The sequence below is a fragment of the Rhizobium sp. 01T437 genome, assembly GCF_056398505.1.
Map to the genome: position 1 here is coordinate 124,301 of NZ_JBFTPM010000004.1, position 22,233 is coordinate 146,533.

Here is a 22,233-nt window from a genome sequence, read left to right on the forward strand (position 1 = left end):
GAAGTCCAAACCCGATTTCGCATGCCCAATTCCAGACTAAACAGTCCAAAAAAAGGAAGGAAACCACAATGTCCCAACTACTCTCCGGCAAGATCGCCCTCGTAACCGGTGGCTCGCGCGGTATCGGTGCCGCAATCGTCCGTCGCCTCAGCAGCGACGGCGCGGCCGTTGCGTTCACCTATTCCGCCTCTGGCGACAAGGCGAAGGCCATCGTTGCCGAAATAGAGGCGAAGGGTGCGAACGCGCTGGCCATCAAGGCAGACAGCGCTGATCCGAAGGCCGTTCAGGATGCGGTCGATGAGACCGTCTCGACGTTCGGTGGCATCGACATTCTCGTCAACAGCGCCGGAATTCTCATGCTGAATTCAGTAGAGGATTTCCCCCTCGAGGACTTCGACCGCATGTTTGCGGTCAATGTCCGCGCCGTCTTTGCCGGTACGCAGGCGGCCGCGCGCCACATGAAAGCAGGCGGACGCATCATTACCATCGGCAGCATCGTCGCCGAGCGGAGCGGTTTCCCGACGTCGTCAGTCTATTCCATGACAAAGGGTGCAGTGGCCGCCATGACACGCGGCCTTGCCCGCGATCTCGGCCCGCGCGGCATCACGGTCAACACTGTTCAGCCAGGCCCGACGGCGACGGACATGAACTCGAATGAAGCCAGCCATGAGATGCTGAAACAATTGATGGCGCTCGGCCGCATCGGCGAGGACAAGGAAATCGCCAGCTTCACCGCCTATCTCGCCAGCCCCGAAGCCTCCTTCATCACCGGCGCCAGCCTGACGATCGACGGCGGCTATCTGGCCTGATGCAGACAAGCGAACGGCGGCGCAGATACGCCGCCGTTTCATTGCTTAGTGTCCGAAATTCAGGACTTCTGCTGTGTGATCAGCACTTCGCGGGCGATCTGGTCGAGCGGCAGAATACGGTCGACACCACCCTTGGCGATCGCTTCCTTCGGCATGCCGAAAACAACCGAGGTCGCTTCATCCTGCGCGACGGTATAGGCACCGGCCTGATGCATTTCCAGCATGCCGCGTGCACCGTCATCGCCCATTCCGGTCATGATGATGCCCATCGCGTTCGAGCCGGCCGAACGGGCAGCGGAACGGAAGAGCACATCGACGGACGGGCGGTGACGGGAAACCAGCGGCCCCGGCTTGACGGATACGTAATAACGCGCGCCCTGACGCTCCAGCAGCATATGCTTGTCGCCCGGCGCGATCAGCACATGACCGCGCAACACCGGATCGCCGTCGGCTGCTTCCTTGACCTCGACTTCGCAGAGACCGTTGAGGCGCTTGGCGAAAGCTGCTGTGAATTTTTCCGGCATGTGCTGAACGATCACCATGCCCGGCGCATTGGCCGGCAGCGCCTCCAGAAATTCGCGCAGGGCTTCCGTTCCGCCCGTCGAAGCGCCGACGCAGACAACCATTTCCGTCGTCTTCGCCATCGCCCGGCCGGTTGGTGGCGGCAACATCGCATCTGCCGTCAGCTTCTTGGCCGGTCCTTCCGCCGAAGCCGAGCGGATGCTGCCTGCAGCGCGGCGCACATTGGTAAGCCGCGCATGCGAGGCGCTCTTGACCACTTCGCGGATGCGCATGGCATCATCGGCCAGGCTGTCTGCCGCACCGATCTTGGATTTCAGGATGACGTCGACGGCACCAGCCTCAAGCGCCTGAAGCAGAGTTTCCGAACCCGCTTCCGTCAGTGAGGAGCACATGACGACCGGGATCGGCCGCTGCGACATGAGCTTGCGCAGGAAGGTGATACCATCCATGCGCGGCATCTCGACATCGAGAGTGATGACATCAGGGATCTCTTCCTGGATCTTACGCGCCGCCATGAACGGGTCTGAAGCCACGGCCATGACTTCGATCTCCGGGTCTCCTTCCAGAACCCGTGTCAGCGTCTGCCTGACACTGGCGGAATCGTCGATGATGAGGACGCGGACTTTTTTGGCCATAGTATCCCCTCAGATGCGCTGGAACACCGTATTCGAAACCTGCTTCAAGGGAAGGTCGAAGCCGGTGATCGATTCCGAGTGACCGATAAACATGTAACCGCCCTTCGCGAGGCAATTGCAGAGACGGGTGAGCACCCCGGCCTGCGTCTGCTTGTCGAAGTAGATCAGCACGTTGCGGCAAAAGATCAGGTGCATCATGTCGCCAATAGGATATTTCTCATCCATCAGGTTCATGCGGGCGAAGCCGACACGGCTGCGCAGCTTCGGCGAGATGCGAACCTCGCGGCGACCCTGCTGCTTGGCAAGCATAACATATTTCTTTTGCAGGTCGCGCGGCACAGGAGCGACCAGATCTTCCGCATAAATACCCTTACGCGCTGTCTGCAGCACATCGGTGGAGAGATCGGTCGCCAGCACATTGTAGGAGACATCGCTGCGGTTCTCGACGAACTCGGCCAGCACCATAGCCATCGTATAGGGCTCTGCACCCGTCGAGCAGGCAGAACTCCATGTGCGGATCGTCCGCAGGCCGCTGTCGGCGAGCGTCGGCAGGGCGACCATCTGCATATATTCGAAATGCTTGGCTTCCCGGAAGAAGTCGGTCTTGTTGGTCGTCACGACGTCGATCAGGTGGACGGTCTCCTGCTCGAGACCATCCTCGTTGAACAGGAAATCACAATAATCGTCGAAGCTCGCATGGCGCGTGGCGCGCAGACGCCGGCGCAGCCTGCCCTCCAGCATCGTCAGCTTCGTCGGCGGCATCTTGATGCCGCTATAGTCATAGATGAACCGTGCCAGCTTGTCGAAATTACGCTTGCTGATCCTGTCACCCGGCAATTGGGTTTCTACCGCTGCCATACTCATAAAACGCGACGCTCCGAACAGGTCTTGAGGGCCTCAGGCGGCCGATTGCAGGACAGTTGCATCCTCGCGAGACAGAAGCCGGGCAAGGTCGACGATGACGACGAAGCCGTTCTCGCGGCGCACGACACCAGCGATGTAATCCGACCGCCAGCGTACGCCGATATCGGGCGCGGACTCGATCTGATCGCGACGGAAGGGCGTCACTTCGAAAACGCGGTCGGCAACGAGGCCGAGCGTCAGAAGGCGATTTTCCATCGGAACGTCGAGAACCAGCACCCGCGTGTGCGGCGTCGGCACTGTCTTCGACATGCCGAGCTTCAGGCGCAGATCGATTGTCGGAACGCCCTGGCCGCGCACGTCGCGCAGACCGAGCAGATAGTCGGGACCATTCGGAATCTTGAATGCTTCCGCATAGTCGAGGATTTCGCGCACCACCTCCACCGGAACGGCGAAGATCTCCTCGCCGAGGCTGAAGGTCACGAATTGAGCTTCCAGAGATGTTGTTGCCATGATCAACCGCTTTCCTTGGATTCGGGCGCCTCCACTATCGGAGACGCCTGTTAACATTTTGAAAGGACCCCGATGCTCAGGCGCTTTCCTTGAACTCGGCATCCCTTTCGTCGGGCCCACCCATGGAGAGGTCGAGGGCAAAACCTTTGGCGCGGGCCTGCTGGGCGGCGACCGAATTGGCGGCCGTGGTCTTCTTGCCGACCGGCTTGCGGCCTCCGGTCGGAGCCGGCGTGCGAACCGTAACCTTGGCAGCCGGAGCGCGGGACAGGCGGTTGCCAGCCATGTCCACCTTGAAGAAGGCGATCGAGGCCTGCAGTTCCTCAGCCTGGGTCGCCAGCTCTTCGGAGGTCGCCGACATCTCTTCGGAGGCGCCGGCATTCTGCTGCGTCACCTTGTCGAGCTGCTGGATCGCTTCGTTGATCTGGGCTGCACCAATATCCTGCTCGCGGCAGGCGGCGCTGATCTCGGAGACCAGTTCGGCAGTCTTGCGGATGTCAGGAACCAGACGGCCGAGCATGTCGCCGGCTTCCTGTGCTGCCTTCACCGTATCGCCGGACATCGCACTGATCTCAGCGGCTGCCGACTGGCTGCGTTCTGCAAGCTTGCGCACCTCCGAGGCGACGACTGCAAAGCCCTTGCCATGTTCACCGGCACGCGCGGCTTCGACGGCGGCGTTCAGGGCGAGCAGGTCGGTCTGGCGGGCGATTTCCTGAACGATGCCGATCTTCTCGGCGATCGTGCGCATTGCAGCCACCGCACGGTTGACGGCATCACCGGAATTCTCCGCATCCTTGGCGGATTGGCGGGCGATCTTTTCGGTCTGGGCGGCATTGTCGGCATTCTGCTTGATGTTTGAAGCCATCTCTTCCATCGAAGCGGAGGCCTCTTCAGCCGAAGCCGCCTGTTCGGTCGCGCCCTGCGAGACTTGCTCGGAGCTGGCTGAAAGTTCCTGGCTACCGGACGAGACGTTTTCCGCAGCGGCGATCGCATCGGCGACGACACCACGAAGGCGCTCCACCATCTGCTCCAGAGCAATACCCAGAGTATCCTTTTCGGACAGAGGCTTCGGAGACACGGTCAGGTCGCCGTTCGAGATCTGGTTGGCGATCTGCGCGGTGTTACGCAGGTTGCCGGTCATCCTCGTCATGGAATTGACCAGGTCGCGGATCTCGTCATTGCTCTTGTGCTCGATGTCCTGTTCGAGATCGCCGATGCTGACGGCATCCGCGAGCTGGACTGCGCGCTTGAGGCCACGGGAGATATTGAGCAGGATCCAGATGGCGGCAGCGGAGGATACGATGATCAGACCGATCGTCATCATCACGAGCATGTTGCGCGACTGCGCATACTGGTCGTTGGTGGCGGCGTCGGTTTCCGCGACATTGCCGGTCACGGTGTCGTTCAGCTTGGTGAGAATGCCGAGAAGCTGGGTCGTCACCACTTGGCCTTCGCCCATCGAAATGACGCCGGCCTGGGTGTTGGATTCGGTGGTGTTCTGCTTGGCGAGGTCGGCAACGCGATCCTGCAGCGCCGTCCACTTGCCGTAGAGATCGCCGAACTGAGCTATGCCATTCCTGATGTCAGGGTCTTCCGAAGTGGCAAGGCGAGCCTGCAATGTCTTGATCTGCTCGCGCTGCTGCGAGATCTCATCGACATAGCCGGCGATCTTGGTCGCATCGGTATTGATGATCGCATCCTTTTCGGCGCGGATGGAACGCATCACGGCATCGGAGAGATCACCGGAATCGCGCAGATTGGCGACCGGACCGGCAACCATGACCGAGATGTCGCTATTCAGCGATGAGAGATTGTAGATCGAAAGACCGGCCATGGCGCAGGTCAGGAGAACGATGAAACCGAACACCAGGCTCAGTTTGAGTTTGATCGTGAAGCGCATTCCAAGACCCCTTTAGGACTGCAGCGGATATCCCGCGAAATGACACATTGTGCCGCCGTAAAAACGCTTCATGCGTTGCCGGCCGAGCCGGTGTGCCCCGGCGCTTCCATGCGCCGGCCCTAACGGGGCCGCTGTTGCCGCGGCCCCAATGCCTGTCCGCCGGGAAGCGCCTATGCGCTTTCCCGGAAATCATCGTCCGCCGTGTCCGGTCCGCCCATGGACATGTCCAGGGCAAAACCCTTGGCCCGGGCTTGCTGAGCGGCAACGCCGTTGGCGGGAGCCGCCTTAACGACCGGCTTGCGGGCTGCAGATGGAGCCGGGCTACGCGTGGTCACCTTGGCAGCCGGTGCGCGACCCTGACGGCCGCCCGTCGCCATTGCCTTGCCACCCGCCGTATCCACTTTGAAGAAGGCGATAGACGTCTGCAGTTCCTCGGCCTGGGCAGCGAGCTCTTCGGAGGTCGCAGACATCTGCTCGGAAGCACCCGCATTCTGCTGGGTGACCTTGTCGAGCTGCTGGATCGCTTCGTTGATCTGCGACGCACCGACATCCTGCTCGCGGCATGCAGAGCTGATCTCCGCCACGAGTTCCGCCGTCTTTCTGATGTCGGGCACCAGGCGGCCGAGCATGTCCCCGGCTTCCTGGGCGGCAGTGACGGTATCGCTCGACATGGCGCTGATTTCCGCTGCCGCCGACTGGCTGCGCTCGGCAAGCTTGCGCACTTCCGAGGCGACGACCGCAAAACCCTTGCCGTGTTCGCCGGCGCGCGCGGCTTCGACGGCGGCGTTGAGCGCGAGAAGGTCGGTCTGGCGAGCGATTTCCTGAACGATGCCGATCTTCTGGGCGATCGTACGCATGGCCTCGACGGCGCGGGAAAYAGCGCTCCCGCTCATCTCCGCATCCTTGGCGGATTGACGCGCGATCTTTTCTGTCTGGGCGGCATTGTCGGCGTTCTGCTTGATGTTGGCGGCCATCTCTTCCATCGAGGAGGAGGCTTCCTCGGCCGCCGAAGCCTGCTCGGTAGCGCCCTGCGATACCTGCTCCGAGCTCGCCGAAAGCTCCTGGCTGCCGGCCGAAACATTCTCGGCGGCTGCAATTGCGTCGGCGACGACATCGCGCAAACGCTCCACCATCTGTTCGAGCGCGGTGCCGAGTGTATCCTTGGCCGAAAGCGGCTTCGGAGACACCGTCAGGTCGCCGGCGGCAATCTGCGTAGCAATATCGGCGGTGATGCGAAGGTTGGCGACCATGCTTTGCATCGCGATGCCGAGCGTATCCTTCGCCGAAAGCGGCTTGACCTCTACCGAGAGGTCGCCTTCTGCGATCTGGTTGGCAACATCGGCGGTGGCGCGCAGGTTGTTCACCATGCCCAGCATGGCAATACCGAGCGTATCCTTGTCGGAGAGCGGCTTCGGTGTAACGCTGAGGTCACCGTTCGAAATCTCGTTTGCGATGCCGGCGGTATTGCGCAGATTGTCCGTCATGACGTTGATCGTGTTCACCAGATCCTTGATCTCGTCGTTGCTCCGGATCTCAACCTTCTGGTTCAGATCGCCGATGGCAACGGCGCTGGCGACGTTCATGATCTTGCGCAGGCCGCTGTTGATGCCGAGCGCGATCCACAGCGCGGCAGCGAAAGCGATGACGGAAGCGCCGATGGCGATGCCGATCAGCAGGTTTCTGGTGTTGCCGTAGAGGGTTTCCGTATCGTCGTCGGCTTGGGTCATCGACTTCTGCTGAAGCGCGACAAGCGTCGTAAAGACGTCTTCCAGCTCCGTGACGATGGCGCGAACCTCTCCACCGGAATAGGCCGTGGCCGCTGCCCTGTCGCCACTTTCCTGGATGGAGGCGACTTTTTTGGAACCCTCCACGAAACGTTTGCTCAGCTCGACCAGCCTGTCCCACGTGGGCTTGCCGTCGGCTGTTGCGAGCTGTTGGCCGCCTGTCGCGAATGCGAGCATTTCATCCATGCTCTTTGCCGACTTCTCGTAGTTTTTCATCGCCGTTTCAGGATCCATTTCCAGAAGGGCGTTCTTCTGCCACCGGATGGCATCGAGCTCGGCAGCTTTGGCTTCCAGAGCCAGCTCCAGTCTCTTTGAAGGACCTGCGATTAGGTTGCCGACAGCGTCGTTCAGCGAGCTGAGGCTGATAATTCCAAAGACTGCACTACCCACTAGTAACAGTATGACGAAGCCGAACGCGGCTGCGAGCTTGAGCTTGATCGTGATACGCATCGCAATACCCCTATTTGAAAGCGACGGAATAAGTGTGGACCGGTGGTTTCCTGGGCGCGGCGTCACGCAGCAAAAACATTCCGGAGGCGAAGACAGTTATCGAAGAAATTGCGACCTTGCGTCCGGCGTTCCTGGGCACCGGAAGCTTGTGTCAGGGGCCATAAGCCTGGTCCCTGACGGTATCGGAGTGAGAAAGCGCTCAGGCGCTTTCGCGAAAATCATCGTCACCAGCGTCCGGGCCACCCATCGACATATCCAGGGCAAAGCCCTTGGCGCGTGCCTGCTGGGCGGCGACCGTATTGGCGGCAGCGGTCTTCTTGCCGACAGGCTTACGGATTGCTGCCGGAGCCGGGCTGCGGACCGTGACCTTGGCGGCCGCCGCGCGGGACTGGCGGTTGCCGGCCATGTCCACCTTGAAGAAGGCAATCGACGTCTGCAGTTCCTCGGCCTGGGAGGCGAGTTCTTCCGAGGTCGCAGACATCTGCTCAGAGGCACCGGCATTCTGCTGTGTCACCTTGTCGAGCTGCTGGATCGCCTCGTTGATTTGGGCTGCCCCGATATCCTGCTCGCGGCACGCCGAACTGATCTCGGAAACCAGCTCCGCCGTCTTGCGGATGTCGGGCACCAGGCGGCCGAGCATATCGCCCGCCTCCTGGGCGGCTTTCACCGTATCGCCGGACATGGCGCTGATTTCAGCGGCGGCCGATTGGCTGCGTTCGGCAAGCTTGCGCACTTCCGAGGCGACGACCGCAAAACCCTTGCCGTGCTCACCGGCACGTGCCGCTTCGACGGCGGCATTCAGCGCGAGAAGGTCGGTCTGGCGGGCGATCTCCTGGACGATGCCGATTTTCTGCGCGATAGTGCGCATGGCGTCGACGGCGCGGGAGACGGCTTCGCCGCTGGCTTCCGCATCCTTGGCCGACTGGCGGGCGATCTTCTCGGTCTGGGCGGCATTGTCGGCGTTCTGCTTGATGTTGGAGGCCATCTCTTCCATCGAGGCCGAGGCCTCTTCGGCGGAGGCGGCCTGCTCCGTCGCACCTTGAGAGACCTGCTCGGAGCTTGCCGAGAGTTCCTGGCTGCCCGCAGAGACGTTCTCGGCAGCCGAGATCGCATCGGCGACGACGCCGCGCAGGCGCTCCACCATCTGCTCGAGCGCAGTGCCGAGTACATCCTTTTCGGAAAGCGGCTTCGGTGAAACGGTCAGGTCGCCGTTCGAGATCTGATTGGCCACTTCGGCAGTTGTGCGCAGGTTGGTCACCATACTCTGCATGGCGATGCCGAGAGCATCCTTGTCCGACAGCGGCTTTGCGTCGACCGAGAGATCCCCCATGGCGATCTTGTCGGCAAGATCCGCAGTGCTGCGCAGGTTGGCGGTCATGATATTGACCGTGTCGATCAGATCCTTGATCTCATCATTGGTCCTGATCTCAACCTTCTGCTCGAGATCGCCTTTCGAGACGGCTTCCGCGATGAAGGCAACCTTCTTCAGGCCGCGGTTGATACCGAGAGCGATCCAGACCGCGATGGCCGTCGAGAAGACGAACAGCACCACCGCCATGCCGATCAGGGCGCTGCTGGAATTGTCGTATTGGACATTCGTCGCTACATCGGTGGCGTGAAGATCTTCAACGATATGAGTGTTGAGTTCGCCCACGATCTTCAGGAGATTATCGGTGATCTTGGCACCGTCGCCCATGGAGATCTGAGCGGCATGCGCGTTGCTTTCAGCAGTGTTCTGGGTTGCCAGATCAAGAATCTGGTCCTGCATCCGTGTCCAGTTCGGATAGACCGAACGGAATTCTGCAAGCTTGCTGACGACTGCCGGATTGGTCTCCTTGTCGAGCTCGGCCAGCCGGTCGTCGATAGTCTTCCGTTCCTGCGCGACCGTGTCCCGATATCCGGTGATGGCAGCCGGATCCGTGTTCATAACGGCGTTCTTCTCGGCGCGGATCGATGCGGCGACCGCATCAGAGAGCCCACCCGAATTCAAAAGGTTCTTGRCAGGACCAGCAACGATATCGCTGATGGCGGCATTGAGTGAATAAAGATTGGAAATGGCAAGACCTGCCATCCCAAGCGCCAGTAATATTACGAGACCAAAAGCAATACCTAGCTTCATTTTAATGGTGAAACGCATCTCTATCCCCTGAAAGCGGAAAATACTGTCTCGCAAGGCGGCCCGTGAGCAGATCGCCAGTAAGGAAAATCAATGAAGAGCCAAAAAAGGGGGACAGCGAGTGATTCACTTCCCAGCAGTCGGACATCTAGTGATCACGACGCTAACGCATACACACGTTGCGGGATATTTCGGTCCGAGGCCGCCGAGGCGGCCGCGGAGAGTTTCGGTTGACTGCGAAGCCGCTTAAGCGCTTTCGCGGAAATCGTCGTCACCGGCATCCGGGCCGCCCATCGACATGTCCAGAGCAAAGCCCTTGGCGCGTGCCTGTTGGGAAGCGACGGTGTTGCCGTGATTGTGGTTATGCGTCGCCGGAGCTGGCTTGCGTGGCGCAGCGGCCGGAGCCTTGACCACCTTGGCAGTCGTCTTTGCCGCGGTCTTCCGTACGCCAGCACGGGTCGTGCCTGCCGTATCGACCTTGAAGAAGGCGATCGAAGCCTGCAGTTCCTCGGCCTGAGCAGCAAGCTCCTCCGAAGTGGCCGACATTTCTTCCGAAGCACCGGCATTCTGCTGGGTTACCTTGTCGAGCTGCTGGATCGCTTCGTTGATCTGCGAGGCGCCGATATCCTGTTCGCGGCAGGCGGCGCTGATCTCGGAGACGAGTTCGGCGGTCTTGCGGATGTCAGGAACCAGGCGACCAAGCATTTCGCCGGCATCGCGGGCGGCCTTGACCGTGTCGCTCGACATGGAGGAGATCTCCGCGGCTGCCGACTGGCTGCGTTCTGCAAGCTTGCGCACTTCCGAGGCGACGACTGCAAAGCCCTTGCCGTGTTCACCGGCGCGCGCGGCCTCGACGGCGGCGTTCAGGGCGAGCAGGTCGGTCTGGCGGGCGATTTCCTGAACGATGCCGATCTTCTCGGCGATCGTGCGCATTGCATCGACGGCGCGGTTGACGGCATCGCCGGAAGCTTCCGCGTCCTTGGCGGACTGGCGGGCGATCTTTTCGGTCTGGGCGGCATTGTCGGCATTCTGCTTGATGTTGGCAGCCATCTCTTCCATCGAAGCGGAGGCCTCTTCAGCGGAAGCCGCCTGTTCGGTCGCGCCCTGCGAGACCTGCTCGGAGCTGGCCGAGAGTTCCTGGCTGCCCGAAGAAACGTTGTCGGCGGCAGACAAGGCATCGGCGACGACACCGCGCAGGCGTTCGATCATGACATTGACGTTGCCGAGCAGTTCGCCGATTTCGTCATGCGTGGTGATTTCGGCCATCTTCGTCAGGTCGCCTTCGGCAACTTCGCGGACAACGGTGTTGGCGCGGCTGAGACCCTTGCTGATGGTATTCGCAATCCAGAAGGCAGTGAGGACAGCAATCAGCAACGCTGTGGCGGCAACCGCGATCATCATCATGCGCGTCGTGCCGTACTGCTGCTCGGCGTTGTCATCCGCATCCTGCATACGCTGTTTTTCGAGCTTCAAGATTTCATCAAGTGTGGCGTCGATATCGTTGGCTGCCTGGCGAGCCGTCGTGACCGAGACAGTGTTGGCGCCATCCGTATTGCCGCCCTTGATGAAATCTCGGATCTGGTCGTCGGCTTCATTGAATGCCTTGGAGAGTTCGGCAACGCGTTCCCAACGCGCTTTGCCTTCCACGGTCGCAAGCTTCGTCACGGCAGCGAATGCGTCGGCGAAGTCCTTGCGGGCCTGGTTGCCCTTTTCGATTGCACCGGAAGCGTCGTCGGCATTGCGTGCGGTCAGAAGGTTCTTCTGCTGGCGGATGGCTTCGAGCTGGGCGATATTGATCTGTTGCGCCAGATCGAGGCGCGCGGCAGGACCGGCGAGAAGATTGCCGATTGTGTCGTTCAGCGAACCGAGGCTGAAGATGCCGTAGGCGGCGGTGCCTATGAGCATGAGAATGATAAAGGTGAACGTAGTCACCAACTTTGTCTTGATCGTCAATCGCATCGTCTTAACCCCTAATGATTGGCCCCCGGCTAGTTGACGGCCCCCGCCGTCTCATGCCTCGATGAGAAAATCGCCTGCAAATTCGGGAGGATGATGAACTCGCCCCCCCTCTTGACCAGGCAATTGATGTAGTCCGCCCGCCAACGCATACCCACGCTTGGCGGCGGTTCGCTGGCGCTCTTGGTCAGCGTCGTCACCTCGTTCACCTTGTCGGTACGCATTCCAACGAGCGTCTGCTCCCCCTGCAGATCGACCTCGATGACGATGATGCGGCTGTCGATCGTCGCTTCCGAAGCTTCCATCCCAAAGGCGAGACGAAGATCGGCAAGCGGAATGACCTTGCCGCGGAAGTTGATGACGCTAGCGACGAAGGGCTGGCTGCCCGGCACCGCAGTCTCGGGAAGCAGATCCAGGATTTCCTGAACGATGACCGCTTCCAGCGCGAAGGTTTCGCCATTGAGATCGAAGGTCAGAACTTCGATTTCGTCGGCGTAATTCCAGTGCTTGTCGAATTTTTCGGCTGTTGCTGCTGTGCTCATCCTGCCACGCGCAATTGCGCCTCCTGTTGCTGACCCGCGGCAACGAGATGCCCGACGTCAAGAATGAGGGCGACGCTGCCGTCGCCGAGAATGGTGGCGCCAGAGAAGGTCGCCACGTCGTTGTGCAGTTTCGACATCGACTTGATGACCGTCTGGTGGTCGCCGATAATCTGATCGACCACGAGGCCGACACGCTCGGTGCCCGTCGAGATGACGACCACCTTCTGATGCACGTCCGGCTTGGTGCCGGTGCGGAAGAGATCGCGAAGCCTGAGGAACGGCACCAGGCTGTCGCGCAGCGAGATGAAGCTGCGGCCGCGCGAACGGAGATCTTCTTCCAGCGACAGTTCGAGGCATTCCTCGACCGCCGAGAGCGGGATGACGTAACGGCCGGAACCGACACGAACGAGCAAGCCATCGATGATGGCGAGCGTCAGCGGGATACGGAGAGAGACTTCCGAGCCCTGCCCCGGTAGGCTGACGATCTCGATCGCGCCGCGCAGCGCCTCGACCGTCTTCTTGACGACGTCCATGCCGACGCCACGACCGGAGAGATTGGTGATCGTTGCAGCGGTGGAGAAGCCCGGCGCGAAAATGAGCTGCAGCAGTTCCTGATCGGAAAGCGGCTGGCCGGGCGCAATCAGGCCCGAGGATTCCGCCTTGGCGCGAACCCGCTCGCGGTTGATGCCGCGGCCGTCATCCTTGATCGAGATGATGACTTCGCCGCCGGACTGGTGGGCGGACAGCGTCACGGTACCGGCTTCCGTCTTGCCGGCGCCAAGGCGTTCGGCTGGCGGCTCGAGGCCATGGTCGATCGAGTTGCGAACGAGGTGCACCAGCGGGTCGGCGAGACGCTCGATGACGGTCTTGTCGACTTCGGTCGTTTCGCCCTCGGTGACGAGTTCGATGACCTTGCCGGTTTCGCGGGCGAGATCGTGTACGAGGCGGCGGAAGCGCGAGAAGAGCGTTCCGACCGGCACCATGCGCAACACCATCATCGTGTCGCGCAGCTCACCGGAGAGACGTTCGATTTCTTCCGAAACCGAGCGTAGGGCAATATCCGAACTGGAGCTCGCCAGCTGACTGAGGCGCGACTGGGCAATGACGAGTTCGCCGACGCGGTCCATCAGCTCGTCGAGACGCTCTGCCGGAACGCGGACGTTTTCCTGCGCCTTCGCCTGGGCTGCCGCCTGAGCCGGCGCCGGCGTTTCACGCTTCACCGGAACCGCCTCGACTGGGCGGAACTCAGGAGCAGCGGTGGGCACCGGTGCGACAGGTGCTGCGGCAACCGGAGTGGCCGGAGCAGGAGCGACGTCCGTCTTTGCCTCGGCCGGTGCGGCTTGCGGGCCGGCGATTTCCTGAACGTCGAGCTCCATGTCATCCATGACGAAGATGAACACGTCGTCGATGGCGGAACGGTCCTGTTCGCTTGTCAGAATGACGTCCCAGGAAACGTAAAGCTCAGTCGGAACCAGATTATCGAGCGGCGGAATGCCTGACGTGTTTGCGCGGACGGTGCATTCGCCGAGATCGCGCAGCTCATCCAGAAGGCCGAGCGGGTTGGTGCCGTTGGCCATGGAATTCGCTGGCAGGCTGAAACGGACGCGCCAGGTCGTTTTCTTCTTGGTGGGAGCGGCGACGGCAGGTGCTGCAGCGGCAGGTGCGACAGCCTCCTTGACTTCGGCCTTGCCCCCGACGGCGGCCTGGAGCTGGGCAAGCAGCTTGTGACCGATGTCGCCGTGATCGGCATCGGGCTGTTCGACGAGGGCGCGCATATGATCCTGCGCGGCAAGAACGGCGGCGACGAGCTCGGCGGTTGCCGGAACCTCACCCTTGCGGACGCGGTCGAAGGCCGTTTCGCAATGATGGGTGAAAGCGGCGAGCGCCTCGAAGCCGAACATCGCACCCGAGCCCTTCAACGTGTGAAGGCCGCGGAACACGGCGTCGACGAGGTCCTTGTTTTCGAGGTCGTGGTTGAGGTCGAGAAGGCCGGCTTCGATCGCCTCGAGGCATTCGGCCGCTTCGGTACGGAATACTGCGACTGGATCAAGCGAGCTCATCTGCCAAGAACCTTCTTCACGATCTTAACGAGATTTTCCGGATCGAACGGCTTGGTGAGCCAGCCGGTGGCACCGGCGGCCTTGGCACGGGCTTTGAGGTCCGCGTCGGATTCCGTCGTCAGGAAGATGATCGGCACGCCGGCCTGGGCGGGCAGCTTCCGCAATTCTTCGATCATCGTCAGCCCGTCCATGACAGGCATGTTGAGGTCGGTGACGATCAGGTCGAAATTGCCGTTCTTGGCTGTTGCCAGACCCTCGGCGCCATTGACGGCTTCAGTGACCGTGTAACCGGCATTGGTCAGCGTGACCTTGGTGGTCAGCCGGATGCTGGCGGAATCGTCGACGGTCAGGATGTTTGCGCTCATAACGTCACCTCTTTATGCAACCAGAACTTCTTGTCTTCTTCATCGAAGGCCTCGGTAAATCCGGCGCGCTCAAGGACCTTGAGAAGCGGACCGCTGGCCGGAGCCGAAAGGGTAAAAGTCTTGCCTTCGGCCTTTGCCTGACGGCGGGCGGCTTCGATGAGCTGAAGAAAACTCAGATCCGCTTCCGCGTTTTCGGGAAGACTTAGAGTAATGTTATTATTGTCGCGAAATCGATCAATAATCTTCGCATATACTTCCGAAGCATTACGAATGCTCAGAACTTCCGGAAGGGATATAGATTCGCAATATTGTGCCTGAGTATCCAATGCAGCCTCCATGGTCGGAGAAATACTTAACGACCATAAAAGGACTCTCATGACAGGCTTAACAGTGCGTAAACAGCGGTTGTAGGAAAGTGCAATTACCGCGAGTCTGGACTCCCTGAATTATCATCCAGGATAACTTATACTGAAGCTTTCTCATATGGTAAAATACCACGAAAAAACAGTTAGATAAGCTGCCCCCACCGCAGAACCTATCAATTCTTGCCGAATGCCTTCATAGGTTGTTAATCACAACGTTTACGAGTCTGTGGCGTTTACCTGCCGTTTCCATCCTGCCCGTAAAAATAGAGTCAAATTGCCTGTGTTTATAAGTAAAGGTACAAAAGTGGCAAACGCGACGGCATCAGCACAGACTGCGCACTACGCATCAGGTTCGGATATCAGCCGTACCCTGGAATCGGCCCGCGCCCAGGTCGAGGAACGCTTCCTCGAAGGTGGCACCGTCCTGCTGTCCGTGATGGATGTCCTCAATCGTCTGTTGACGTCACTGGACCAGATCACCAAGGCGCTGGACAACAATGAGGCGAGTGACACCAGCGCCGATCTCAATGCGACCGTCCAGAATCTGATCGAACTTCCTAGCGCTGAGGAAAACCGCCAGCAGGCTCTGGCGGCACTTGCCCAAACCGGCTCGGAACTGCACCGGCATGTCGCGGATATGCAGGAAACGATGCGCTACCTGCGCACCTTCGCGGTCACGGTAAAGATAACGGGTGCGGGCCTCGCCGAATTCGCGGGCTTCGCCCAGGAAATCCTCGAGCGCATCTATTCGGGGACGGATGAAGTCAATCGCTTCGCCACCCATCTCGACAGCCTGCAGAAGGAGGTTAAGCTCGCCCTCTCCTTTGGCAACAGTCTCTCCAAAAGCTATGCCGACACGGTTCCTGCCGTCGCCAAGGCCCTTAAGGACGACGCAAAGAAGATTGCCGATCACCGCCAGAACCTTGGCGCCATCGCCCGTGACGTAGGCGCCATCGCTCGCGGCGTACAGGGCAAGGTCGCATCTACGCTTTCGGCGCTGCAGATCGGTGATATCACCCGTCAGCGCATCGAGCATGTGCAGAACACCTTTTCGTTGCTGGAGGATTTCTTCGCGAGCGAAGACGGCGCCAAGCTGGATGGCGATGCGCGCAAGCGGCTGCAGAACGTCATTCACCACCTGACGGCCGCGCAGATGGCAGACATGTGCACCGACTTCCAACGGGATTCGCGCAATGTCGTAAAGACCATCGCGAGCTTCAGCCAGGATACGCAGCAAATTCTGAGATTGCGCGACCAGATGAGCGGTCAGAGCGACGGCAGCGGCGGCAATTTCATGCGTGCGCTGGAATCAAGCGTCTCCGCTGCCCACGAAATCGTCAAGCAGGTCGATACGGCAAGCCGTCAAGCCGACCAGGTCAGTCAGTCGACGCTCGGCACGGCCGCAACCCTTCTGCAGTCCATCGAGGCGATCCGCGCGGTCAAGACCGATATCCACTATATGGCGCTGAATACCAACCTGCGCTGCAGCCGTCTCGGCGAAGAAGGCAAGTCGATCAACGTCGTCACCGCCGAGTTGCGCATCTTTGCGGGCAAGCTCGATGATTCAGCCGATGCCATCGTCAATGGCCTGCCGGCGCTCGAGGCCTCGGCCGGACGTGTCGCCCCTGCCGCCGGCACCAAGAATGGCGGCCTTGCCGAAAGCCTCACCTCGGCCGTCGGCACGATCCGCGCTGCGGCCAACCTGATGGAAGACGAGCTCAAGGTGCTTGCCGAACATGGCCGCGAGGTCGCAACCAAGATCAACCTGCTGATCGGCAAGCTCGACTTCCAGCATGATCTCGGCGACGTGCTCGCCCGCTGCGCCGACGTGCTGGAAACCGTGGCCGGCGACCAGATCGCCGATATTTCCGACGTTGCCGAAGCAATCGCCCCGCTCGACCGCAGGATCTTCAAGCTCTACACCATGGTGCAGGAACGCAATGTCCATCGCGACATCATTCCCGCCACCGAGGAAAAAACGGCAGCGGCTCCTGCTGAGCCCGCCAAGGCCCAGAGCGACGAGGATCTGTTCGAGGACGCCCTTTTCTAGAAAGACCGCGGGTTAGTTGATGCGGCGGAACTTGTTCGCCGCATCGATCGCCGCCTTCTGCTGGTCGTCCTCGATGCCGAGATAGAAATCCTCCAGCGATGGGTCGCTCAACCCTGCCCGTCGCGACAGGACATACCATTTGGCAGCCTCGATCGGATTTGGCGGCGTACCGATCGCATTGATGTAGAGATGCGCGAGCTTGTTTTGTGCAGCGACATTGCCCCTATTGGCGGCAATCTTCAGCCATTCGAAGCCGCGCACGTAATCCTTCGGCCCGCCGACGCCGTTGACCAACCAGATACCCATGTCGAGTTGGGCCGTATCGAAGCCCGCGCGCGCCGCGCGCGCCATCCACTCGCGGGCCAGCTGCTTCTTGTCTTCGGGCAGGTCTGGCACCTGCTGGTAGATCTGCGCTACCGCATATTGCGCGTCTGCGACGCCCTGCTCCCCCGCCTTTTCATAATAAGGCAGGGCAAGTTTCAATCCCTTGTCGCCGGGATTGTCGGCGACGAGCGTCTGCGCCCAATTGAATTCTGCGGATGAATTTCCGGCATCGGCCGCCTTGCGCATATATTCGTCGGCTTTCGCCTTGTCCCGCGTGACGTTATTGCCCTCCATGAGGAGCAACGCATATTTGAACATGGCAGTCGGATCGCCGCCCTCCGCCGCCTTGCCGTACCAGAAGGCAGCGTTCTTCATGTCCCGCTTGACACCGAGGCCCTGCGACAGGATTTCGGCGATCAGGGTCTGGGCCGCCGGATCGCCGAGTTGCGCCCGTGGCAGTGCCTTGTCCATGGCGGTCAGATAGTAGCCACGCTGATAGGCGCCGAACGCCTCGTCGATCTGACCCTTATATTCCTTTTCAGGTGGCAGGTCGGGCAGCTTCGCACCCATACGATCGAAAACCCCAACACCATCAGACGGCACAATACCCTGCGGCTGCGGTCGGTCGGTACGGAATGTCTGGCTGGGCGTCGCCGAGGGCTCGGTAGTCGCCTCATTTGCCAGCGCCGGCACAAATTCGGGCCAGACCGCCAGCAAGACGGTCATACAAAGGAGAGCGCATCTCGAAAAGCGGGCGGGGATCGGCATAAGCGCGATATCAATCCTCAAACCGTGGCGCTTTTTCGTCAAGCAAGGCATTGATTTGAGCCACGATCGAGGGCGCCTGAGCCGGCTCGGCAAACACGCCCATGCGCATCGCCACAAACTCGGCCCCAGTCTCCGCAACGGCAAGCGCGGAAGCCGGATCAGTGCCGCCCATGACGATGCACGGGATTTCGATCATCGACGCCCACCACTCGGCAAGCGCCAGGTTTTTCGGATGCGCCTCCGGCTTGATGTCGCCGTCGAGCTTGCCGAAGAAGATATAGTCAGGCCGCTCCTCGCCGACTGCCAGCGCCGTATGCCGGTCGGCGGCATTGCCGCCGCCGACGATCAGCTTGTCCGCATAACGATCGATCGCATCGGCAATCTCGCTTGCCGGTCCGGCGATGTGCAGGCCATCGGCCTTCGAACGGCCGACAACGCGGCTGTCGCCGGCAATCAGCGCAGCCGCACCGGCGTCCTGAATGATGGGCACGAGCTTTTCAGCGTGTTTCTGGAAGCTGCCGTCATCGAGACCGTATTGCGGCAGAATGACGGACGCGACATCGCCACCCTTCAACGCATCGGCAACGATCGTCGCCCTTTCATCGGCATCGGCGATATCGGGCACAACGAGAACAAGGCGGCAGCGGTTTTCCGGTTCGGTCATGAAGTCTTTCCATCTGCGGCGGTTTTTCCCGCTCTATGACGGATCCGCACTCGTTTTGAGTGAGTAATTCCGATAGAGGGGGCTTGCAAGGGGAGGAACTTCAAAAGCATGCCGCAAGATCTGTCATTCTACTACGCCGCAATCCCGGCTGTCATTCTTGTCGGGCTTGCCAAAGGCGGGATGGGCGACGCTTTGTCGCTGATCGGCCTTCCCTTTCTCGCCCTCGTCGTAGCACCCGTCGAAGCCGCCGCGATCCTGCTTCCCATCCTCGTCTTCATGGACATGATATCACTGGTCATCTGGCGCCAGCACGGCGACTGGACGACGCTGAAGATCATGCTGCCGGGCGCCCTTCTCGGCATTGCCTTCGGCTGGGCCACCTCCGCTCTCGTCCCGGGCAGCATGCTGCGCATTCTCATCGGCGCCGTCACCGTTGCTTTCTGTCTGCGTTATTTCTGGAACAATTTCGGCCCTGGCAAAGGTATAGTCATCCCGCCACGACCCCAGCGCCCGGTACTGGCAAGCCTTTGGGGCACGTTTTCCGGTTACGGCAGCTTCGTTGCTCATGCCGGCGGCGCGCCTTTCCAGATCTACGCCCTGCCGCTCAAGCTGCCGCCACGCGAATTCACCGGCACCAGCGTGCGCTTCTTCGCCATTCTGAACGCTGTAAAGCTCGTTCCCTATTTTGCGCTCGGCCAGCTCGACACCCGCAATCTTCTGGCCTCTGCCACGCTCTTGCCCTTCGCCCCGCTGGCAACGATTGCCGGTGCATGGTGTGTGCGGCGCATGAAGCCGCAGATATTCTACCCCTTCATGTATGCCATGGCGCTGATCGCTGCTTCCCTCATCCTGCGCGAAGGCTTGCTCGAATAGGGTTGTGTTCCGTTGCGATGCACAATTTCCTTGCTGCAAAGGCCTGTTTGACGTAGCTTTTTGTGATGTCGAACACGGACCCCTTCGCTGCGATTGCCGATCCGAACCGGCGGTTCTTGCTGGAGGAATTGCGGCGCGCACCGAAGACCGTCAATGAGCTTGCCGTGGGCTTGCCGATCAGTCGTCCTGCCGTGTCGCAACACCTGAAAGCGCTGCTCGAAAGCAACCTCGTTTCCGTGACCTCGGAAGGAACGAAGCGCATTTACACGGTCAATAACCGTGGCTTCGACAAGCTCAATCTCTGGCTGGATCAGTTCTGGGCCTAAGGCGCCCCTCATCGTAAAAACGCCAGCCCGATGCCGCATGCAAGGGACTGGCGCTTGATTTCGGTTATTCACCGGGTCTTGCTTGATAGTCTAGAAAATTGGGGAATTTACCTTTTCTTTCACAAGACAGATGTCCGGCAATATCCTGGAAAGATCAATGGACGGATGACTTGAGACGCTCGATCTCGTCCTTGATGCGCAGCTTACGGCGCTTGCATTCGGCAAGTTCAGTATCGGAAATAGAGGGAGATGTTCTCAGGGCATGCAACTCCTCCTCGAGAGCGACATGCTTTTTCTGGAGCGATTCAAGATGAGCTTGAACAGTCATTTGACCCTTCCTTCCTCTTACCCTTCCCCAGCCATCCATTGCTGGAGATCCAAGGTGTCAACCAGCGGACTGTGACACATTTTTAAAGGCTTGTCGAAGGCCAAAAGATGGAGACTAAGCGGCAAATTCATGATCAACACTAACTTCCCGTTACCTCTATTTGGTGATAGGAGCTTGCGGAAATTATCGGCAGACCGGACAAGGTCCGAAGACGATTATGGGGAATACTAATGGCCGATCAGGAACAGGCGGAAATCAGGCTCATGGTGGCGCGTCTGCGCCAGGAGCATGAGGATTACGACGCCGCGATCAACGCCATGATTGAGACGGGCTGCGATGCCCTGCGCATCCAGCGCATGAAGAAGAAGAAGCTGGTCATCAAGGACAAGCTCTCCAAATTAGAAGACCAGATCATCCCTGATATCATCGCCTGAAGGAACGATTGTGACGATGACAGACAGACCGCCAGTCGCCATTATCATGGGCAGCCAGTCCGACTGGGAAACCATGAAGAATGCTGCCGATACGCTGGAGGCGCTGGAAATCGAGTATGATGCGCGCATTATCTCGGCTCATCGCACACCCGACCGGCTTGTAACCTTCGCCAAGGGCGCACGTGCCGAGGGCTTCAAGGTCATCATCGCAGGCGCAGGCGGCGCGGCTCACCTTCCGGGCATGACGGCGGCAATGACGCCTCTGCCGGTCTTCGGCGTGCCCGTGCAATCAAAGACAATGTCCGGCCAGGACAGCCTGCTGTCCATCGTTCAGATGCCGGGCGGCATCCCCGTCGGCACGCTTGCCATCGGCAAGGCCGGCGCGATCAATGCAGCACTTCTTGCTGCGGCAGTTCTTGCCCTTTCGGACGAGGAAATCGCAGAGCGCCTCGACGAATGGCGCGAGCGCCAGAGCGCCTCCGTCGCCGAATATCCGATGGACGATCTCTGATGGTCAGGACAATAGGCATCATCGGCGGCGGCCAGCTCGGCCGCATGCTCGCCATGGCCGCAGCCCGGCTGAACTTCCGCACAATCATATTGGAGCCGCAGGCCGACAGCCCTGCCGCTCAGCTCGCCAACCAGCAGATCGTTGCTGCCTATGACGACCCTTCAGCGCTCGCCGAACTGGCTGGGCTCTGCGATGTCGTAACCTACGAATTCGAGAATGTGCCTGTCGCCGCTGCCGAAATGCTGGCAAAGAGCGTGCCTGTCTATCCGCCGCCGAGGGCATTAGAAGCTGCGCAGGACCGACTGGTCGAAAAGCGCTTCATCAATGGTTGCGGCATCCCGACGGCTCGTTTCCATGCGATCGACAGTCAGGCCGATCTCGATTCGGCGCTAACGGATTTCGGCAGCCAGGGCGTGCTCAAGACCCGCCGCCTCGGTTATGACGGCAAGGGCCAGAAGGTCTTCCGGTCAGCAGCCGACAGTGCTGAGGGCGCCTATGCGGAACTCGGCTCGGTGCCGCTCATCCTCGAAAGCTTCGTCGCCTTCGAACGGGAGGTCTCGATCATCGCCGCGCGCGCCACCGACGGCACTGTGCTCTGTTTCGACCCGGCCGAAAACGTGCACCGCAACGGCATCCTGCATACGTCGACAATTCCGGCGACAATCTCCGCCGCCACCGCCGATGCGGCGCGCAAGGCTGCCGAACAGATTCTCACCGCGCTCGATTATGTCGGCGTCATCGGCATCGAGTTCTTCGTGCTGGCCGATGGCAGCCTGATCGCCAACGAGATGGCGCCTCGCGTACACAATTCCGGCCACTGGACGGAAGCCGCCTGCGTCGTCTCGCAATTCGAGCAACATATCCGCGCCGTCGCCGGCCTGCCGCTCGGCAATCCGCACCGCCATTCCGATTGCGTGATGCAGAACCTGATCGGCGACGATATCCTTGCCGTTCCGGACTGGCTGAAGCGTGACAACACGCTGGTGCATCTCTACGGCAAGACCGAAGCGCGCGCCGGCCGGAAGATGGGCCACGTGACGACACTGACGGGCAAAGCCTGCTGAGCCGTTCGCCCTGCCG

General features: G+C 60.4%; 21 protein-coding genes. 7 read left to right on the plus strand and 14 right to left on the minus strand.

The features are described 5' to 3' along the window. Positions 1-68: 68 nt before the first annotated feature. On the plus strand, positions 69-809 hold the full coding sequence (locus AC1DM5_RS09225; protein WP_477818293.1) for a 3-oxoacyl-ACP reductase family protein: 741 nt from the start codon (positions 69-71) through the stop codon (positions 807-809). 59 nt (positions 810-868) lie between these two features. On the opposite strand, the gene AC1DM5_RS09230 is transcribed toward AC1DM5_RS09225, so the two are convergent. The 11 genes from AC1DM5_RS09230 to AC1DM5_RS09280 all read right to left on the minus strand — a co-directional run bounded on the left by AC1DM5_RS09230 (position 869) and on the right by AC1DM5_RS09280 (position 14,836). Further along, the gene (locus AC1DM5_RS09230; protein ID WP_477818292.1) at positions 869-1,966 is read right to left on the minus strand and encodes a protein-glutamate methylesterase/protein-glutamine glutaminase; all 1,098 of its coding nucleotides are present in this window, start codon (positions 1,964-1,966) and stop codon (positions 869-871) included. Positions 1,967-1,975: 9 nt separating this feature from the next. Then, the gene (locus AC1DM5_RS09235) at positions 1,976-2,830 is read right to left on the minus strand and encodes a CheR family methyltransferase (protein WP_477818291.1); all 855 of its coding nucleotides are present in this window, start codon (positions 2,828-2,830) and stop codon (positions 1,976-1,978) included. 33 nt (positions 2,831-2,863) lie between these two features. After that, complete coding sequence (locus AC1DM5_RS09240; protein ID WP_113320887.1) at positions 2,864-3,340, minus strand: chemotaxis protein CheW; 477 nt, start codon at positions 3,338-3,340, stop codon at positions 2,864-2,866. A 76-nt stretch (positions 3,341-3,416) separates the two neighbouring features. Continuing rightward, positions 3,417-5,237, minus strand: coding sequence for a methyl-accepting chemotaxis protein (locus AC1DM5_RS09245; RefSeq protein WP_477818290.1), 1,821 nt, complete (start codon positions 5,235-5,237; stop codon positions 3,417-3,419). Positions 5,238-5,407: 170 nt separating this feature from the next. Further along, positions 5,408-7,471 (minus strand): HAMP domain-containing methyl-accepting chemotaxis protein, encoded by a 2,064-nt coding sequence (locus tag AC1DM5_RS09250; protein ID WP_477974886.1) that lies wholly within the window; start codon positions 7,469-7,471, stop codon positions 5,408-5,410. A gap of 199 nt (positions 7,472-7,670) precedes the next feature. Continuing rightward, a complete protein-coding gene (locus AC1DM5_RS09255; RefSeq protein ID WP_477974888.1) occupies positions 7,671-9,608 on the minus strand; it encodes a HAMP domain-containing methyl-accepting chemotaxis protein in 1,938 nt (645 codons plus the stop codon). Positions 9,609-9,833: 225 nt separating this feature from the next. Beyond that, complete coding sequence (locus AC1DM5_RS09260) at positions 9,834-11,546, minus strand: methyl-accepting chemotaxis protein (RefSeq protein ID WP_477818287.1); 1,713 nt, start codon at positions 11,544-11,546, stop codon at positions 9,834-9,836. Between the two features lie 29 nt (positions 11,547-11,575). Continuing rightward, the gene (locus tag AC1DM5_RS09265) at positions 11,576-12,085 is read right to left on the minus strand and encodes a chemotaxis protein CheW (RefSeq protein WP_007826497.1); all 510 of its coding nucleotides are present in this window, start codon (positions 12,083-12,085) and stop codon (positions 11,576-11,578) included. After that, positions 12,082-14,145 carry a chemotaxis protein CheA gene (locus tag AC1DM5_RS09270; protein WP_477818286.1) on the minus strand — a complete coding sequence of 688 codons (2,064 nt, stop codon included), beginning with the start codon at positions 14,143-14,145 and terminating at the stop codon, positions 12,082-12,084. The genes AC1DM5_RS09265 and AC1DM5_RS09270 overlap by 4 nt, the downstream gene beginning before the upstream one ends. Next, complete coding sequence (locus AC1DM5_RS09275) at positions 14,142-14,510, minus strand: response regulator (RefSeq protein ID WP_477818285.1); 369 nt, start codon at positions 14,508-14,510, stop codon at positions 14,142-14,144. The genes AC1DM5_RS09270 and AC1DM5_RS09275 overlap by 4 nt, the downstream gene beginning before the upstream one ends. Further along, entirely contained in the window at positions 14,507-14,836 is a 330-nt protein-coding gene (locus AC1DM5_RS09280; RefSeq protein ID WP_477818284.1) for an STAS domain-containing protein, read from the minus strand. Before AC1DM5_RS09280 ends, AC1DM5_RS09275 begins: the two co-directional genes overlap by 4 nt. Positions 14,837-15,179: 343 nt before the next feature. On the opposite strand from AC1DM5_RS09280, the gene AC1DM5_RS09285 reads away from it, so the two are divergent. Next, positions 15,180-16,925 carry a chemotaxis protein gene (locus AC1DM5_RS09285; protein WP_477974890.1) on the plus strand — a complete coding sequence of 582 codons (1,746 nt, stop codon included), beginning with the start codon at positions 15,180-15,182 and terminating at the stop codon, positions 16,923-16,925. A 12-nt stretch (positions 16,926-16,937) separates the two neighbouring features. Here the strand turns inward: AC1DM5_RS09285 and AC1DM5_RS09290 are convergent, their stop codons facing one another. Beyond that, positions 16,938-18,017: a tetratricopeptide repeat protein gene (locus tag AC1DM5_RS09290; RefSeq protein WP_477818282.1), complete on the minus strand. Its 1,080-nt coding sequence runs from the start codon at positions 18,015-18,017 to the stop codon at positions 16,938-16,940. Positions 18,018-18,027: 10 nt separating this feature from the next. After that, positions 18,028-18,681, minus strand: a complete 654-nt coding sequence (locus AC1DM5_RS09295) for a thiamine phosphate synthase (RefSeq protein WP_025669778.1) — start codon at positions 18,679-18,681, stop codon at positions 18,028-18,030. Positions 18,682-18,789: 108 nt separating this feature from the next. Here AC1DM5_RS09295 and AC1DM5_RS09300 point away from each other — a divergent pair, with 108 nt between their 5' ends. Together AC1DM5_RS09300 and AC1DM5_RS09305 are read left to right on the plus strand one after the other, a co-directional pair. After that, complete coding sequence (locus tag AC1DM5_RS09300; RefSeq protein WP_007826478.1) at positions 18,790-19,554, plus strand: sulfite exporter TauE/SafE family protein; 765 nt, start codon at positions 18,790-18,792, stop codon at positions 19,552-19,554. Positions 19,555-19,619: 65 nt separating this feature from the next. Continuing rightward, positions 19,620-19,880, plus strand: a complete 261-nt coding sequence (locus tag AC1DM5_RS09305) for an ArsR/SmtB family transcription factor (RefSeq protein ID WP_477818281.1) — start codon at positions 19,620-19,622, stop codon at positions 19,878-19,880. A gap of 154 nt (positions 19,881-20,034) precedes the next feature. On the opposite strand, the gene AC1DM5_RS09310 is transcribed toward AC1DM5_RS09305, so the two are convergent. Further along, positions 20,035-20,208 carry a YdcH family protein gene (locus tag AC1DM5_RS09310; RefSeq protein WP_007826474.1) on the minus strand — a complete coding sequence of 58 codons (174 nt, stop codon included), beginning with the start codon at positions 20,206-20,208 and terminating at the stop codon, positions 20,035-20,037. Positions 20,209-20,438: 230 nt separating this feature from the next. Between AC1DM5_RS09310 and AC1DM5_RS09315 the strand changes: the two genes are divergently transcribed. From AC1DM5_RS09315 to AC1DM5_RS09325, 3 genes are read left to right on the plus strand one after another with little or no spacing between them, the layout of a single operon-like run. Next, positions 20,439-20,642, plus strand: a complete 204-nt coding sequence (locus tag AC1DM5_RS09315; RefSeq protein ID WP_007826473.1) for a YdcH family protein — start codon at positions 20,439-20,441, stop codon at positions 20,640-20,642. 16 nt (positions 20,643-20,658) lie between these two features. Then, positions 20,659-21,153: a 5-(carboxyamino)imidazole ribonucleotide mutase gene (gene purE, locus AC1DM5_RS09320; RefSeq protein WP_007826471.1), complete on the plus strand. Its 495-nt coding sequence runs from the start codon at positions 20,659-20,661 to the stop codon at positions 21,151-21,153. Beyond that, on the plus strand, positions 21,150-22,217 hold the full coding sequence (locus tag AC1DM5_RS09325) for a 5-(carboxyamino)imidazole ribonucleotide synthase (RefSeq protein WP_477818397.1): 1,068 nt from the start codon (positions 21,150-21,152) through the stop codon (positions 22,215-22,217). The genes purE and AC1DM5_RS09325 overlap by 4 nt, the downstream gene beginning before the upstream one ends. Positions 22,218-22,233 lie beyond the last annotated feature (16 nt).